Source organism: Streptomyces sp. NPDC030862 (genome assembly GCF_055571835.1).
Map to the genome: position 1 here is coordinate 157,076 of NZ_JBVIEN010000007.1, position 16,109 is coordinate 173,184.

Genomic DNA, 16,109 nt, shown 5'->3' on the forward strand with positions numbered 1-16,109 from the left:
CCCGATGCGTTGCGCCGGGCCCCGCACCCCCTCACTCCGGCTTGACCGAATCCATCCCGGAGCGGGGCTTCCTCCACTCGCCCCGCGTGAAGTCGGGGATCTGCTGCGGCGCGCCCTTCGCCTTGATCGAGGCGTGGCTGAGCGGCACCGGCGCCGTCCAGGTCGCCCCGTCGTACACGTCGAAGTCCGGGACCAGCCCCAGCCGCATGCACTGCATGAGGCGGAAGACCATGATGTAGTCCATGCCGCCGTGCCCGCCGGGCGGATTGGCGTGCTCCTTCCACAGCCAGTGGTCGAACTCCGCCGCGTACGCCGAGAAGTCGCCCCACTGGTGGCCCTTGTGGTCCGGCTCGACGTAGATGCGCGCCGGGTAGTCCTCGAAGACGCCCTTCGTCCCGCCCAGGCTGTTGATCCTGCTGTACGGATGCGGCGTCGACACGTCGTGCTCCAGCCGGATCACCCGGCCCTTCGCCGTCGTCACCATGCTGATCGTGCGGTCGCTGCCGACGTACGTCTCCTTCCAGCTCGGGTCCCCGGGCGGCATGTTCGCCTCCCGGTACTCGGCCAGCCCGAGCGCCGGCGTACCGAAGCTGCTGATGCTGACGACCCGGTCGCCCCGGTTCACGTCCATGTAGTTGGCCACCGGCCCGAAGCCGTGGTTCGGGTACAGATCACCGCGCAGCCGCGTGTGCCACAGCCTGCGCCACGGGCCTTCGTAGTACGTGGGCGAGAACATCAGCTCCCGCAGGTCGTGGTTGTACGCGCCCGCGCCGTGCAGCAACTCGCCGAACACGCCGGCGTGCGCCATGCGCAGCACCCGCATCTCGTTCCGGCCGTAACAGCAGTTCTCCAACTGCATGCAGTGGCGACGGGTCCGCTCGGACAGGTCCACCAGCGCCCACAGCTCGTCCAGGCGCATCGCGAGGGGGCACTCGACGCCGACGTGCTTGCCCCCCAGCATCGCCGCCTTCGCCATCTCGAAGTGCGAGTCCCACGGGGTCGCCACATAGACGAAGTCGACGTCCCCGCGCGCACAGAGGTCGGCGTAGTCGTCCTCGCCCTTCGCGTAGACGGCGGGGGACGGCTGACCGGCCCTCACCACCTTGGCGGCCGCCTGTTCGGCCTTCGCCCTGACCGGGTCGCACACCGCCACCACCCGTACGCCGGGGAGGGCGAGGAACAGGTCGATCATGCTGCCGCCGCGGTTGCCGAGGCCGATGATCCCGACCCGTACGGTCGACCGCCGCTCGAAGGGCACGCCCGCCATGGTGCTGCCCTGGCGCCGGGGCGCCGGTACGTCCCCGGGCGCTTCGGCGGCGGCGGTGCCGCCCAGTGCGCCGAGCCCCAGCCCGGCGGCCCCCGCCACCCCCGCCACGCCCGCCGTGGTCCGCAGGACGGAGCGACGGCTGGGCGAGTCCTGGTTCCCGGGTGCTGCGTCGTTCATCGAACCTCCCGTAGCTACGTGATGTGCGCGGACGGGTTCATGAATCCCGGGAAGGACCCTGGCGGTCGTGGCTCAGGGTGCGCAAGAGCGCGGATTGGACTCTTGGGACGAGCCCATGGACTCTCGTGGGCTCTCGCCGGCTCTCGCGGTTCTTCGTGGAGGCGCGGGGCCGGTTCAGGGGCGGGTCGCCCGCTCCAGCTCCTGGAGCGCCGAGTGGTAGCGGCGGCCCGTGGCGTGGTCCATGCCGATCTCGCACATGCGGTTGGCCGAGAGGTACGCCTCGAAGGGGCGGGCCGTCACCTCGGCCGCCTCGCGAGCCGTCGCCGACTCCGTCAGCTCGGGGTGCAGCATGCCGCGGTCGCCCGCGAAGGCGCAGCAGCCCGCGTCGTCCGGTACGTACACCTCCTCGGCACAGGCCGCGGCGAGTGCCGTCAGCCGGTCCTGGTCGCCGAGGTGGAGCATCGCGCAGGTGGGGTGGACCACGGCGGAGCGCACCCGGCGGCGTACCTCCAGGTGCGGCAGCAGCTCGTCGGCGGCCCACACGACCGAGTCGAGGACCGTCAGCTCGCCGTGCAGCGCCCGGTTGCGGTCGGTGAGGTACGGCACCACGTCCCGGGCGAGGCCCAGCGTGCAGGAGGACGCGTCGACGACGAGCGGCAGGCGGCCTCCGGCGGTCCAGCCCCAGGCGGCCTCCACGACGCGGTTCGCCATCACGCGCGCGCCCTCCTCGTACCCCTTGGAGTGCCAGATCGTGGCGCAGCAGGTGCCCGCCACGTCGTCCGGGATCCACACGGGCCGCCCGGCCCGCGCGGAGAGCGCGACGATGGCCTGGGGGAGGGGGAGGGGCGGGTCCTCGGAGCCGTCGGGTTCGCCGAAGATCCGGTTCACACAGGCCGGGTAGTAGACGGCGGCCGCGCCGGTCCGTTCCGTACGCGGGAGACGGGCGCGGGCCGCGCCGGGGACCTCCGGCAGCCACTCGGGGACCAGATCGGGCCGGATGACACGGCGCGCCAGGCCCGTCACCGACGCGGTCAGCCGGTCGCCGGCCGCGTCCGCGGCCGACAGGGCGAGCCGGGCCGCCGCCTCCACCCCCTTGAAGTTGCGGGCGGCGAGCGCCGCCACCCGCTCCTCGCGCGCGGAGTGCCGCTCGTGGCGCAACCGCTTCATCAGGGCGCCGGTGTCGATGCCCACGGGGCAGGCGAGCTTGCAGACGGAGTCGCCCGCGCAGGTGTCCACGGCGTCGTAGCCGTACGCCGCCGCCAGGCCGTCCTCGACCGGTGAGCCGGGGCTCTGCCGCATCATCTCGCGCCGCAGCACGATCCGCTGGCGGGGAGTGGTCGTCAGGTCGGCGCTGGGGCAGGCCGGTTCGCAGAAGCCGCACTCGATGCACGGGTCGACGAGCGCCTCCACCGTGGGGATCGTCTTCAGGCCGCGCAGATGGGCGCGCGGGTCGCGGTCCAGGACGATCCGCGGCGCGAGCACCCCCTCCGGGTCGATGGCCCGCTTCGTACGCCACATCAGCTCGGTGGCGGTCGGCCCCCACTCCCGCTCCAGGAACGGGGCGATGTTGCGTCCGGTGGCGTGCTCGGCCTTCAGGGAGCCGTCGAACCGCTCGACCGTCAGGGTGCAGAAGGCGTCCATGAAGGCGGCGTAGCGGTCGGTGTCGGCCGGGTCGGCCGCGTCGAAGGCCAGCAGGAAGTGGAGGTTGCCGTGGGCGGCGTGGCCCGCGACGGCCGCTTCGAAGCCGTGCTCCCGCTGGAGCGCGAGGAGCGCCTCGCACGCCTCGGCCAGGCGTGCCGGAGGGACGGCGAAGTCCTCGGTGATCAGGGTCGTACCGGGCGGGCGGGAGCCGCCGACCGCCGTGACGAACGCCTTGCGCGCCTTCCAGTACCCGCCGATGACCGCCGCGTCCCGGGTGAACCGGTTGGTCACCGACGCGACCGGCGCCACCAGCTCCAGACCCGCCAGCACCCGGTCGGCGGCCCGCTCGTACGCCCCCAGCGCGGCCCGGTCGGGCGCCCGGAACTCCACCAGCAGCGCGGTGGTCTCCCCGGGCAGCTCCGCCCAGTCGGCGGGCACCCCCGCCACGCTGACGGAGGCCCGCATGGCGTTGCCGTCCATCAGCTCGACGGCGACCGCGCCGGCCTCGGTGAACCGCGGCACGGCGGCCGCGGCGGCGGGCAGGGACGGGAAGAACAGCAGCGCGGTGGAGACCTCGCGGTCCAGCGGCAGCGTGTCGAAGACGACCTCGGCGATGAACCCGAAGGTGCCCTGGGACCCCACCATCAGCCCGCGCAGGATCTCGACGGGTGTCGAGCCGTCCAGGAAGGCGTCCAGCCGGTAGCCGTTGGTGTTCTTCAGCCGGTGTTTGGCGCGGATCCGGGCCGTCAGCTCCGTGTCGGCCTCGATCTCCGCCTTCAGTGCGAGGAGCTCCTCGCACAGTTTGGGCTCGGCGCGTGCCAGTTTCTCGTCGGCGGCCGGGTCGCCGGTGTCGACGACCGTCCCGGACGGCAGGACGACGGTGAGCGAGGAGACCGTGCGGTACGAGTTCCGCTCGGTACCGGCGGTCATGCCGGAGGCGTTGTTCGCCACGACGCCGCCGACGGTGCAGGCGGCGGCGCTCGCCGGGTCGGGACCGAGCACCCGGCCGTAGCGGGCGAGCGTGGCGTTGGCCCGGGCGACGACGGTGCCGGGCCGGATGCGGGCGCGGGCGCCGCCGTCCAGCACCTCGACGCCCACCCAGTGCTTGCGCACGTCCACCAGGATGTCCTCGCCCTGCGCCTGGCCGTTGAGGCTGGTGCCGGCGGCCCGGAAGACCACCTCGCGGCCCTTGTCGTGGGCGTACGCCAGGAGGGCGGCGATGTCGTCGGTGGTCTCGGCGACCACGACGATCTGCGGCACGAAGCGGTAGGGGCTGGCGTCCGACGCGTACCGCACGAGGTCGGAGACGCGCCACAGCACCTTGTCGGGGCCCAGGAGGGCGAGCAGCTCGTCCCGCAGCCGCCCGGGTGAACCGTGCGCCACCAGATCCGGTACGCGGTCGGGGGACGGTGTCCGCCGCACGCCGGGGCGCAGCGTGTCCGGGTTCGGCTCCAGCAACGGCATGTCACGGTCCCCTCGACGTCGGGCCTCGTCTCAGCAGCGCCGCCGCTCCGGCACCCCGTCCACGAGGGCGGACAGCAGGCCGCCGAGCACCTCGCGCTGTTCGGCGGTCAACGGAGCCAGGATGTCCTCTGCGGCCGCCCGGCGCGCGCTGCGCAGCCGCCGCAGCGTGTCCCGGCCGGTGTCGGTGAGCTCGATCCGTATCACCCGGCGGTTGTCCGGATCGGGGACGCGCCGGACCCGGCCGCTCGCCTCCAGGCCGTCGACCAGACTCGTCACGGCCCGGGGCACGACCTCCAGCCGGGCCGCGAGGTCCGCCATGCGGGGCGGGCGGTCGTAGTGCGCGACGATCCGCAGCAGCCGGGACTGGGCCGGGGTGATGGCGACGTCGGCCGACTCGAGCTGGCGCTGCTGGCTGCGGTGGAGCCGGCGGGTCAGGCGCAGCAGCTGCTCGGCCAGCAGGCCGTCGGCGTCGGGGGAGTTCATGACGGAAGACTATCAGGACTACGCTCATTGTGAAGGTAGGTAACAATGAGCTAAGCTCTGCATCGTTCGTGGTGTCGCGTCGTCGGTCGCGGCTGTCGGTCGCGCCGCGAGGGGACACCCGCGATGCGGGGGTGCCAGACACGGGCGCACCGGCGTCCATGTCGTCCGCGTGGGCGCCACCCACGTGGCCGCCCGCGCGTCACCCACCCGCGCGCCCGCCGAGCCCGGCGGCGCGCCCAGCCCGAAGGAGCCCATGCGCATCCACGCCGAGTCCACCTGGACACCACCGCCCCCCGATCCGGAACAACCGCCGGCCGAGATCCGGCGCATCCTCCGGCTCTTCCGCCCCTACCGCACCCGGCTCGCCGTCGTCGGGCTGCTCGTCGCGGCGTCGTCGCTCGTCTCCGTCGCCTCGCCGTTCCTGCTCCGCGAGATCCTCGACACCGCCATCCCGCAGGGCCGCACCGGACTGCTCACGCTGCTCGCGTTCGGCATGATCCTCACCGCCGTGGTGACCAGCGTCTTCGGCGTACTCCAGACGCTGATCTCCACGACGGTCGGCCAGCGCGTCATGCACGACCTGCGCACCGCCGTCTACGCCCAGCTCCAGCGCATGCCGCTCGCCTTCTTCACGCGCACACGCACCGGCGAGGTCCAGTCCCGGATCGCCAACGACATCGGCGGCATGCAGGCCACCGTCACCTCCACCGCCACCTCCCTCGTCTCCAACCTCACCTCCGTCGTGGCCACCGTCGTCGCGATGCTCGCGCTGGACTGGCGGCTCACCGTCGTCTCCCTGCTGCTGCTTCCGCTGTTCGTGTGGATCAGCCGCCGCGTCGGCCGCGAGCGCAAGGCGATCACCACCCAGCGGCAGAAGCAGATGGCCGCGATGGCCGCCACGGTCACCGAGTCGCTCTCCGTCAGCGGCATCCTGCTCGGCCGCACCATGGGCCGCGCGGACTCCCTCACCCGCTCCTTCGCCGCCGAGTCCGAGCGGCTCGTCGACCTCGAAGTGCGCTCCTCCATGGCCGGGCGGTGGCGGATGTCCACCATCGGCATCGTCATGGCCGCCATGCCCGCGCTGCTCTATTGGGCCGCAGGACTCGCGCTCCAGGCCGGTGGCGCCGCCCTGTCCATCGGCACGCTCGTCGCCTTCGTCTCGCTCCAGCAGGGCCTGTTCCGGCCCGCCGTCAGCCTGCTCTCCACGGGCGTCGAGATCCAGACCTCCCTCGCGCTCTTCCAGCGCATCTTCGAGTACCTCGACCTGCCGGTCGACATCACCGAGCCGGAGAAGCCGGTCCGCCTCGACACGATCCGCGGCGAGGTCCGCTTCGAGGACGTCGACTTCCGGTACGACGAGAAGAGCGGCGAGACGCTCCACGGCATCGACATCACCGTCCCGGCGGGCGGCAGCCTCGCCGTCGTCGGCCCCACCGGCTCCGGCAAGTCCACGCTCAGCTACCTGGTGCCCCGGCTCTACGACGTCACCGGCGGCCGCGTCACCCTCGACGGCGTCGACGTACGCGACCTGGACTTCGACAGCCTCGCCCGGGCGGTCGGCGTCGTCTCCCAGGAGACCTACCTCTTCCACGCGTCCGTCGCCGACAACCTGCGCTTCGCCCGGCCCGACGCGACCGACGAGGAGATCCAGGCAGCCGCACGAGCGGCCCAGATCCACGACCACATCGCCTCCCTGCCGGACGGGTACGACACCCTCGTCGGCGAGCGCGGCTACCGCTTCTCCGGCGGCGAGAAACAGCGCCTCGCCATCGCCCGCACCATCCTGCGCGACCCGCCGGTCCTCATCCTCGACGAGGCGACCAGCGCCCTCGACACCGGCACCGAGCACGCGGTGCAGCAGGCCATCGACGCGCTCTCCGCCGGCCGCACCACCATCACCATCGCGCACCGGCTCTCCACCGTCCGGGACGCCGACGAAATCGTCGTCCTCGACGCCGGCCGCATCGCGGAACGCGGCACCCACGACGAACTCCTCGCCCTGGACGGCCGGTACGCCGCGCTCGTCCGCGGCGACGCGGAACTCGCCCCGGCAACGCCATGACCCCCGGCACCCCCGGGCCCGCACACGGAAGCGCCGCCGCTCCCGTGGGACGGGGGAGCGACGGCGCCGGGTCGAGCGATCGTCAGACGAGCCAGCCCACGAAGTGGATGAAACCGGCCAGCAGATCGGTGAGCACGTTCATGTGGTGCGTTCTCCTTGTGCTTCGTGCATGTGTGGGACGACGCAACCGAGGTCTGCAGCCCGTCGCTTGCGCACCGTAAGCATCATGCGCCGCAGCCGCGTTCCGCCCGGAAACCGGATGCGATCACACGTTCAGGCGAACATCCGATCCCGCGTTCGCGTGTTCAGGGCCGACTCGGTGGTCGACGTGTCGGGGCGCGGCCGGCTGCCGGATTCGGCGTACGGCGCGGGTTAGCGTGCCCGCATGGTGAACGAGTCCCCGCAGGGCACGCCCCGGCGCCGGTCCCGGATGACCCGCCGGGGCAAGCTGTCCCTCGCCGCAGGCCTGGTGGTCGCCACGGCCGCCGCGGTGCTGGTGCCGTTGCTGCTGCTCAGGGGCGAGGCCCCGGCCCCACCGCCGCCCGAGAAGCCGAGGATGCTCCTCATCCCCGAGGGCTGGCGGGCCACCCAGGTGTACGCCGCCGTCGACAAGGCGCTCAAAGCCCCGCCCGGCACCACGCGGAAGGTCGCCGAGAGCGGCAGGCTCAAGCTGCCGGCCGACGCCCAGGGCAACCCCGAGGGGTTCCTCTTCCCGGCGACGTACCCCGTGTACGAGAAGACGACCGCGCGCGGCCTGCTGGACTACATGGTGCGCACCGCCCACGAACGGTTCGGGGCCGACCGCGTCAGCGCGGGCGCGCAGCGCAACGGCGTGAGCCTCTACCAGACGGTCACCATCGCCAGCATCGTGCAGGCCGAGGCCGACACCGTGGAGGACATGGGCAAGGTGGCGCGAGTGATCTACAACCGGCTCGCCCAGGGCATGGCCCTCCAGATGGACTCCACCCTCAACTACGCGCTGGGCCGCTCCACCCTCGACACCTCGCACGCGGACACCCGGACGGAGAGCCCGTACAACACCTACAACCGCCAGGGCCTGCCCCCCACCCCCATCGACAACCCGGGCGAGCAGGCGATGGACGCGGCGATCAATCCGCCGTCCGGCGACTGGCTGTACTTCGTGACCGTCCGCTCCGGTGACACGCGCTTCACCGCCGACTACGCCGAGCACCAGCGGAACGTGCAGGAGTTCAACGAGGTCCGGAGGACCGCGGCGGCGAGCTGACGCTCACGCGGACACCCGGTCGGGCGCGCGGCCCGCAACGGCGCGCGGCGCCGGCACCCGCATCGGTGCGCGCTCGCCGGAGCGTTCCAGCAGGCGCCCGATGTCCCGCACGGCGGCCCGGCCGGCCCGGTTGGCGCCGATGGTCGACGCCGACGGCCCGTACCCGACCAGGTGCACGCGCTCGTCGCGTACCGCACGGGTGCCCTCCAGGCGGATGCCGCCACCCGGCTCACGCAGCCGCAGCGGCGCGAGGTGGTCGATGGCGGCGCGGAAACCGGTCGCCCACAGAATGACATCGGCGTCGACCGCCCGCCCGTCCTCCCAGGCCACACCCGTGGGCGTGATCCGGTCGAACATCGGCAGCCGGTCCAGGACCCCGCGCTCCCTGGCCCGCCGGACGGCGTCGGTCACCGGCAGCCCCGTCACGCTGACCACGCTCTGCGGCGGCAGCCCGCGCCGTACCCGCTCCTCCACCAGCGCGACCGCCGCCCGGCCCTCCGCCTCGCCGAACGGACCCTCGCGCCACACCGGCTCCCGGCGCGTCACCCAGGTCGTCTCCGCCGCGACGTCCGCGATCTCCATCAGGTGCTGCGTGCCGGAGGCCCCGCCGCCCACCACGATCACCCGCAGACCCGCGAACCCCTCCGGCCCCGGATAGTCCGCGGTGTGCAGCTGCCGCCCCCGGAAGGTCTCCTGGCCGGGGTAGCGCGGCCAGAAGGGCCGGTCCCAGGTCCCGGTCGCGTTGACCAGGGCGCGCGTCGCGTACGTCCCCTCCGAGGTCTCGACCAGCAGCAGGCCGCCCTCGCCACCGTCCCGCACCGCCGTCACCTCGACCGGCCGGCGCACGCGCAGGTCGAACCTCTCCTCGTACCGCGCGAAGTACCCGCCGATCACCTCCGACGACGGACGCCCGTCATCGGCGCCGGTCAGTTCCATGCCGGGCAGCTGGTGCATCCCGTGCACCTTGCCGTACGTCAGCGAGGGCCAGCGGAACTGCCACGCGCCGCCGGGGCGCGGAGCGTGATCCAGGACGACGAAGTCCCGGCCCGGCTCCAGCCCGGTGCGGCGCAGGTGGTACGCGGCGGAGAGCCCGGCCTGCCCCGCGCCGACCACGACCACGTCGTACACCCGGAAATCGTTCACCCTTCCACTAACCAAGGGAGGTGTGCGCATCTTCCCCTCCACCGGGTCAGATGATGTGCGCCTCCGAGCGGGCCCCGGACGCATTGCCGTCGAAGCGGTCGGCGGCGAGCGGAGCGACATCGACGAACGGCGTCCTGCCGAGGTACAGGTCCCGCACCACCTCCCCGACCGCCGGCGCCATCAGGAAGCCGTGCCCGGAGAACCCCGTCGCGTACAGGAACCGGCTGACGCCGCGCGCCTCACCGATCAGCGCGTCCCGGTCGGGCGTCATCTCGTACAGGCCCGCCCAGCCGCCGCGTACCGGCACGTCCGCGAGCGCGGGGGCGCGCCGGGCGGCGGTCTCCCGGAAGAGGTCCAGCCACTCCTCGCTGAACTCCCGCCCGAAGCCGGGCTCCTGACGGGGATCGGACAGCCCGAGTACGAGACCGCCCGCGCCGTCGCCGTGGAAGTACAGCGTGGAGCCGTAGTCCAGGGTGAACGGCATCCGCGGCGGCGCCGGGTCCAGCGGCCCGGTCAGGGCGATCTGCCGCCGCAGCGGGGTGACCGGCAGCTCCACCCCCGCCATCGCGCCCACCTCCCCGGACCAGGCCCCGGCCGCGCAGACCACCACCCCGGTACGCACGGTCCCGGCGCTGGTGCACACCGCGCGGACCGCCCCGCCGGAGGTCTCGATCCCGGTGACGGCGCACCGGCTCCGTACGGTCGCGCCGAGCGACGCGGCGGCCCGCAGGTAGCCGCGGACGGCGGCACCGGGCAGCGCGTACCCGTCGGCGGGGGAGTGGGCGGCGGCCACGAACGACGACGGATCGACGTACGGGCACAGCCCGTGCGCCGCGCGCGGGCTCAGCAGCCGGCTTGGCACGCCGTACGCGTGCTGCACCTCCATCGCCCGCCGGAAGGTCGCGACCTCGGCCTCGTCGGCCAGCAGGAACAGATAGCCGACGCTCTCCAGCCCCACCTCCGCCCCCGGCCGCTCCCTGAACGCCCGCCACGCCGCGAGGCTGCGCTGCCCCAGCCGTACGTTCAGCGGATCGGAGAACTGCGCGCGCACCCCGCCGATCGGCTTCCCGGACGACCCGGACCCCGGCGCGTCCCGCTCCACGAGCAGCACCCGCCCGACCCCCGCCTCCGCGAGGTGGAACGCGACGCTCGCCCCGATGACCCCACCCCCGACGACCACGACGTCGGCGGCCTCCGGCAGTGACCCCTCGGCTGACGCACCGTCGATCTCCATGCCCCCATGGTGGCGACTGACGACTCGTCACGTCGACGGCACCGCACGGCGTGCCGCGCGGTGACACCATGGACGCATGAGCGACGCATTCACCACCCGTACGCTGCGGATCACCACCGGCCCCAAGGAGACGGTCCACGACCTGACCGGCGACTGCGCGTCCTTCCTGCGGGAGGTCGCGGCGGGCCGGGACGGCCTGCTGAACGTCTTCACACCGCACGCCACCACCGGCGTGGCCATCCTGGAGACCGGCTCCGGCAGCGACCACGACCTCCTGGCCGCCCTCCACACCCTCCTCCCGGCCGACGACCGCTGGCAACACCGCCACGGCAGCCCCGGCCACGGCCGCGACCACGTCCTCCCCGCCCTGGTGCCCCCGCACGCGACCATCCCGGTCATCGACGGCGAGATGGCGCTGGGCACCTGGCAGTCGGTGTGCGTGGTCGACACGAACAAGGACAACCCGGACCGCCAGGTGCGGCTGAGTTTCCTGGGCTGAGCAGAGGACGAGCAAGGGCTGCTCAGATGCCGTGCTTCGTCGCGGCCCCGTGAACCGGCGTCACGCGACCACATCCCGCGGCGGCTTCCCCGCCACGTAGGCGGTGACGTTCTCGACCGCGGCCAGGGCGATGCGGACCAGCGTCTCGCGCGTGACGCCGCCCACGTGCGGGGAGAGCACGACGCGGGGAGCCTTCAGCAGCCGCAGGGTCGAGGGCGGTGGTTCCGGGTCGAAGACGTCGAGGCCCGCGCCGGCGAGGGTGCCGGATTCGAGGGCGTCCGCGAGGGCCTCCTGGTCGATGAGGGCGCCGCGGGCGGTGTTGACGACGAAGGCGGTCGGCTTGAGGAGGGCCAGGCGGTCGGCGTCGAGGAGATGGCGGGTGGCGTCGGTGAGCGGGGCGTGGAGCGTGACGTAGTCGGAGGCGCGCAGCAGCTCGTCGAGCTCCGTGTGGCGGGCACCGCCCGCGCGGGACTCCGTCTCCGGGGCGGCGCGCCGCGGGCCGGCGTACAGGACGCGCATGTCGAACGCGGCCGCGCGGCGGGCGACTTCCGTGCCGATGCGGCCGAGGCCGATGATGCCGAGGGTCTTGCCGGACAGTTCCGTGAGGGAGTGCTGGAGGCGCGGCAGCGCCCAGTCGCCGTCGACGAGGGCGGTGTGGGCGGGGATCAGCTGCTTGGCGAGGGCCAGCATGAGTGCGAAGGTCTGCTCGGCGACGTTCTGTTTCTCCGCGTCGCTGGAGCCGATCGTGCACACGGTGACGGCGCGCGCCCGGGCGGCTTCCACGTCGACGCAGTCGTAGCCGTGGCTGGCGCACTGGACCAGCTCCAGGCGCGGCGCGGCCGCCAGGTGGCCGGCGGTGACCGGGGCGAGGGCGGTGATCAGGACGTCGGCCTCGCGCAGCGCGACCGGGTCCTCGTCGGCCGTCTCGACGACGGTGACGCGGGCCTCGCCCGGGAACAGCCCGGCGAGCGCGGCACCGGCGGTGCGGCCGCCGACGTGGGGCGGGACGACGGCAAGGACGTTCTTCACGGTGTCTACTCCTCGAAGAGGTCGTCGGGGCCCGGCGTGGTGGGCGTGGAGTGCCCGGACAGCGCCAGGGTCAGGTCCAGCTCGGCGAGCAGGCAGCGGATGACGTGCTCGACGCCCGCCTGGCCGTCGAGACCGAGCCCGTACGCGTACGGACGCCCCACCAGCACCGCCTGGGCGCCCAGGGCGAGCGCTTTGAAGATGTCGTCGCCCGTGCGGACGCCGCTGTCGAACAGCACGGTCAGCCGGTCGCCGACCGCCTCCGCCACGCGCGGCAGGGCATCGGCGGCGGCGACGGAACCGGCCACCTGGCGGCCGCCGTGGTTGGACACGACCACCCCGTCCACGCCCGCGCCGGCGGCGCGCCGGGCGTCGTCCGGGTGCAGGATGCCCTTGAGGACGATCGGCCCGTCCCAGTTCTCCCGCAGGAACGCCAGGTCCGGCCAGGTCTTGGCGGGGTCGGCGAACATGCTCACGAAGTGCAGGACGGCGGCGTCCGGATCCTCGTGCACCGGCTTGGCGAGACCGGCGAGGAACGCCGGATCCGTGAAGTAGTTGGCGGTCCCCACGCCGTGCAGGAACGGCAGGTACGCCTGGTCCAGGTCGCGCGGCCGCCACGCCAGCAGCGGGGTGTCCAGCGTGACGAACAGCGCGCTGAAGCCCGCGGCCTTCGCCCGGTCCAGGAAGGAGCGGGCGACCTCGCGGTCCTTGGGCCAGTACAGCTGGAACCACCGCTCCGCGTCGCCCATCGCCTCGGCGACCTGCTCCATCGGCGTGCTGGAGGCGGACGACAGGATGTACGGAACGCCGTGCGCGGCGGCCGCGCGGGCGGCGGCCGGCTCCGCATCCGGGTGCAGGATCGACAGCACGCCCACGGGCGCGAGCGCGAGCGGCGCGGGCAGCGTGCGGCCGAGGAGCCCGACGGACAGGTCCCGCTCGTGCACGTCGCGCAGCATGCGCGGCACGATCCGCCGGCGCTCCAGCGCCGCCCGGTTGGCGGCCGCGGTGCTGCCGTTGCCCGCGCTGCCGGCCACGTAACCGACCGGGCCGGGCCCGAGGCGCCGCTCGGTGAGCTCCTCAAGGCGGGTCAGGTCGGTGGGCAGGCGCGGCACGGCGCCCTTCATGCCGTTCAGGTAGATCTCGTACTGGAAGTCCGCCCAGTGTTTCCCCATGCGCGCGTTCCACCCCTTCGCCCCGGCACCGTGTGTCCCCCGGATCCTCGCGAGTCGCGGCCCGCCGCGTCCACCACCTCGACGGAGTCCGTCCACCGACACGGCGGCGTACTCGGCGCCGCGCGCTTGTGCAGACCGGCACAGGAGCCGGTCCGCTTACGCCCCCTAGCCTCGCCGGAACATCACGAACGAGGGGGTACCGCGTGAACTGGCTCATCCACGACTACCGAGAGAGCGACCTCGCGGCGGTCGTCCACCTGATCGACACCACGGCCGAGCTCGGCCAGGAGTCCGTGTTCTCGCTCGCCGAGTGCATCGGCGCGCTGACCTCCCGCCAGCCGGCCGTCGTCGCCGTCCACCAGGGCGTGCCCATCGGCGCGGCGCTCGCCTGCGTGGCGGGGGAGCGCGCCTGGGTGATGCGGATCGCCATCGCGTCGGCCTGGCGCGGCCGGGGCCTGGCGAGCGCCCTCCTGGTCGAGCTGGAGCGGCGGCTCCTCGCCGCCCGGGTCGGCCGGATCGCCTACGTCCTGCCCGAGGAGGACCTCTTCGGCGAGGGCCTGATCAACGCCGGCTACACCCGGCGCCCGGCCGTCGCGTACTTCGAGAAGGTCGAGCCGCTGCACGGCCCCGCCGCCAACCTCCTGGAGGACCTGGGCGGGCGGTTCCTGCCCGCCGACCTGTGGGCCAAGGTGGCCGGCATGGAGCCGGAGAAGGACCTCATCGAGCGGCGCGTCGTGCTGCCGCTCGCCGAGCCGGAGCGCGCCGCCCGGCACGGGGTGCAGCCACCGCGCGCCATCGCCCTCTTCGGACCGCCGGGAACGGGCAAGACCACCTTCGCCCGGGGCATCGCCTCCCGGCTGGGCTGGCCCTTCGTGGAGCTGCTGCCGTCCCGGCTGGCCGACGAGGGCAACCTGGCGGCGGCGCTGCGCAGCGCGTTCGCCCGCATCTCGGAGCTGGAGCGGGTGCTCGTCTTCATCGACGAGGTCGAGGAGATCGCACCCGTACGCACCGAGCCCGCGCAGCCCGGCGGGATGCACGGCGTGACCAACGAGCTGCTGAAGCTGATCCCCCGCTTCCGGGAGGGCGACGAGCGGCTGCTGGTCTGCGCGACCAACTCCATCCGCTCGCTGGACCCGGCGTTCCTGCGCCCGGGCCGCTTCGACTACCTGATCCCGATCGGTACGCCGGACAAGGAGGCGCGCACGGCGATCTGGTCGCGCTACACGCACGGCCGGGCCGACGTCGACGTGTCCGTCCTGGTGGCGGCGAGCGAGCTGTTCACGCCCGCCGACATCGAGCACGCGGCGCGGATCGCGGCCCAGGCCGCCTTCGAGCGGGACCTGCGCGGCGGCGCCGGCCAGGACCACGACCAGGCACCGGGCGCGAGCACCGAGGACTACCTGGAGGCCATCGCCCAGTGCCGGCCGACGGTGACGCCCGCGATGATCGACCAGTTCCGCGCGGACATCACCTCCCACGCCCGGTTCTGACCGCGGGTACGGGAGCGCGCGGGGAGGCTGCGGACCGGGCCGGTGCGCCGTCACCCGGCCCGGTCGGCCTCCAGCGCCGTGCGCTCCAGCCGGCCCCGGTACTCCTCCCACCACGCCGAATCACCCGGTGCCATGCTGTCGTTGCCCTGCTTCACCCCCACGGCGCCGCCCAGGAGTTCGCGCAGGATGTCGGCGTGCCCGGCGTGCCGGTGCGTATCGGCCAGCACGCGCACCACGGCCTGATGCAGCGTCACCTCGTCCCGGCCGTCGGGCCACCACGGCACTCTGCCCACCGTGTCAGGCGGCAGCGCGTCGATCGTGGCGTCCGCGTGCGCCCACGCCCGGCGGTAGAGGTCCACGAACCACGCGCGCGACTCGTTGGCGGTGGCCCACATGTCCCCGTTCGGCTCCGCGCCCTCGTCCAGCCAGGGCAGCGGCTCGCCAGCAAGGCGTCCCGCGCGGACTGGAGGGAGGAGCGGAGGTCGGTCTTGGCATCCGGTGCGGTCATGGGAGCGGTCATGGGAGCGGCCATGGGAGCAGTGTGCCCGGGGGCCTGGGGAGACCGATGCAGTCGTCGCTCGGCTTGAAGGGGATGGGAGGATCTTGCCGACAGTTCTGCGCGAGGAGGCAAGGTGGAGGACGGCTCGCCGCACGACCATTCCGACTGGGATGAGGCTGTGCTCGCGGCTCGTGAGCGAGCCCGCTCACGGCAGGCCCTCATGGTTGAGCGCTACGGTCTGTCGGGGGACGTCCAGTACCACTGGTCACTCGACGACGCGCGGATCACGTGGTCCCGCAGCGGGAAGGCGTTTCTCACGGGACGACTCACGATGATCGGCAGCGTGAGCCTGTCCCAGCGCACCTGGCTCTGGGCCTGGGCCAATGCATCACTGCCGTCCGCAGTCCTGGGCGACATCGAGCAGGTGCGCCGTTTCGGAGAGACGAACGGTTTTCCGGTGCTGCCGTGGCCAGGCTTCGACTACGACCCCGAACTCGTCGCCGAAGCACGCATGGTCGCAGCCTCGGTACTCGACGCAGAGGGCCTGTGGGCGGATTCCACGGACGACGCCCAGCTGCATTTTGCGATCCACGACCTGAAGCCGGTCGCGGAAGCACCGTGAGGGTGGTCGTGACGCGCCGCGTCGACCAGCTCGGCGGTGAACATCTTCGTCAGGGTCCCGATCCGCACCCGTCGGCCCGCGTCC

12 protein-coding genes and 1 pseudogene are annotated in these 16,109 nt (G+C 73.2%); 5 read left to right on the forward strand and 8 right to left on the reverse strand.

Going from position 1 to position 16,109, the window contains the following annotated elements; all coding sequences use genetic code 11:
* Nucleotides 1–31: 31 nt before the first annotated feature.
* The 3 genes from ACZ42X_RS20130 to ACZ42X_RS20140 form a co-directional block, all read right to left on the reverse strand.
* A complete protein-coding gene (locus tag ACZ42X_RS20130; RefSeq protein ID WP_468291629.1) occupies nucleotides 32–1,444 on the reverse strand; it encodes a Gfo/Idh/MocA family protein in 1,413 nt (470 codons plus the stop codon).
* Nucleotides 1,445–1,618: 174 nt separating this feature from the next.
* Entirely contained in the window at nucleotides 1,619–4,549 is a 2,931-nt protein-coding gene (locus ACZ42X_RS20135; RefSeq protein ID WP_468291632.1) for an FAD-binding and (Fe-S)-binding domain-containing protein, read from the reverse strand.
* A 30-nt stretch (nucleotides 4,550–4,579) separates the two neighbouring features.
* Nucleotides 4,580–5,032 carry a MarR family winged helix-turn-helix transcriptional regulator gene (locus ACZ42X_RS20140; protein ID WP_355365265.1) on the reverse strand — a complete coding sequence of 151 codons (453 nt, stop codon included), beginning with the start codon at nucleotides 5,030–5,032 and terminating at the stop codon, nucleotides 4,580–4,582.
* A gap of 253 nt (nucleotides 5,033–5,285) precedes the next feature.
* Between ACZ42X_RS20140 and ACZ42X_RS20145 the strand changes: the two genes are divergently transcribed.
* Together ACZ42X_RS20145 and mltG are read left to right on the forward strand one after the other, a co-directional pair.
* The gene (locus ACZ42X_RS20145) at nucleotides 5,286–7,094 is read left to right on the forward strand and encodes an ABC transporter ATP-binding protein (protein WP_468292409.1); all 1,809 of its coding nucleotides are present in this window, start codon (nucleotides 5,286–5,288) and stop codon (nucleotides 7,092–7,094) included.
* 385 nt (nucleotides 7,095–7,479) lie between these two features.
* A complete protein-coding gene (mltG, locus tag ACZ42X_RS20150; protein ID WP_468291636.1) occupies nucleotides 7,480–8,340 on the forward strand; it encodes an endolytic transglycosylase MltG in 861 nt (286 codons plus the stop codon).
* 3 nt (nucleotides 8,341–8,343) lie between these two features.
* Here mltG and ACZ42X_RS20155 read toward each other — a convergent pair whose 3' ends face one another.
* Both ACZ42X_RS20155 and ACZ42X_RS20160 read right to left on the reverse strand, forming a co-directional pair.
* Nucleotides 8,344–9,483, reverse strand: coding sequence for an NAD(P)-binding domain-containing protein (locus tag ACZ42X_RS20155; protein ID WP_468291639.1), 1,140 nt, complete (start codon nucleotides 9,481–9,483; stop codon nucleotides 8,344–8,346).
* A gap of 46 nt (nucleotides 9,484–9,529) precedes the next feature.
* Nucleotides 9,530–10,717: an NAD(P)/FAD-dependent oxidoreductase gene (locus ACZ42X_RS20160; RefSeq protein ID WP_468291642.1), complete on the reverse strand. Its 1,188-nt coding sequence runs from the start codon at nucleotides 10,715–10,717 to the stop codon at nucleotides 9,530–9,532.
* 76 nt (nucleotides 10,718–10,793) lie between these two features.
* On the opposite strand from ACZ42X_RS20160, the gene ACZ42X_RS20165 reads away from it, so the two are divergent.
* Nucleotides 10,794–11,216: a secondary thiamine-phosphate synthase enzyme YjbQ gene (locus tag ACZ42X_RS20165; RefSeq protein ID WP_361420254.1), complete on the forward strand. Its 423-nt coding sequence runs from the start codon at nucleotides 10,794–10,796 to the stop codon at nucleotides 11,214–11,216.
* Nucleotides 11,217–11,276: 60 nt separating this feature from the next.
* Here ACZ42X_RS20165 and ACZ42X_RS20170 read toward each other — a convergent pair whose 3' ends face one another.
* Both ACZ42X_RS20170 and ACZ42X_RS20175 read right to left on the reverse strand, forming a co-directional pair.
* On the reverse strand, nucleotides 11,277–12,245 hold the full coding sequence (locus ACZ42X_RS20170; RefSeq protein WP_468291646.1) for a 2-hydroxyacid dehydrogenase: 969 nt from the start codon (nucleotides 12,243–12,245) through the stop codon (nucleotides 11,277–11,279).
* A gap of 5 nt (nucleotides 12,246–12,250) precedes the next feature.
* Nucleotides 12,251–13,414, reverse strand: coding sequence for a lactate 2-monooxygenase (locus tag ACZ42X_RS20175; protein ID WP_468291649.1), 1,164 nt, complete (start codon nucleotides 13,412–13,414; stop codon nucleotides 12,251–12,253).
* 203 nt (nucleotides 13,415–13,617) lie between these two features.
* Between ACZ42X_RS20175 and ACZ42X_RS20180 the strand changes: the two genes are divergently transcribed.
* A complete protein-coding gene (locus ACZ42X_RS20180) occupies nucleotides 13,618–14,904 on the forward strand; it encodes an ATP-binding protein (protein WP_361420243.1) in 1,287 nt (428 codons plus the stop codon).
* Nucleotides 14,905–14,954: 50 nt separating this feature from the next.
* Here the strand turns inward: ACZ42X_RS20180 and ACZ42X_RS20185 are convergent.
* Nucleotides 14,955–15,359, reverse strand: a pseudogene (locus ACZ42X_RS20185) (mycothiol transferase); the annotation flags it as partial.
* A 177-nt stretch (nucleotides 15,360–15,536) separates the two neighbouring features.
* Here ACZ42X_RS20185 and ACZ42X_RS20190 point away from each other — a divergent pair.
* The gene (locus tag ACZ42X_RS20190; protein ID WP_468291652.1) at nucleotides 15,537–16,025 is read left to right on the forward strand and encodes a DUF6882 domain-containing protein; all 489 of its coding nucleotides are present in this window, start codon (nucleotides 15,537–15,539) and stop codon (nucleotides 16,023–16,025) included.
* Nucleotides 16,026–16,109: the final 84 nt, after the last annotated feature.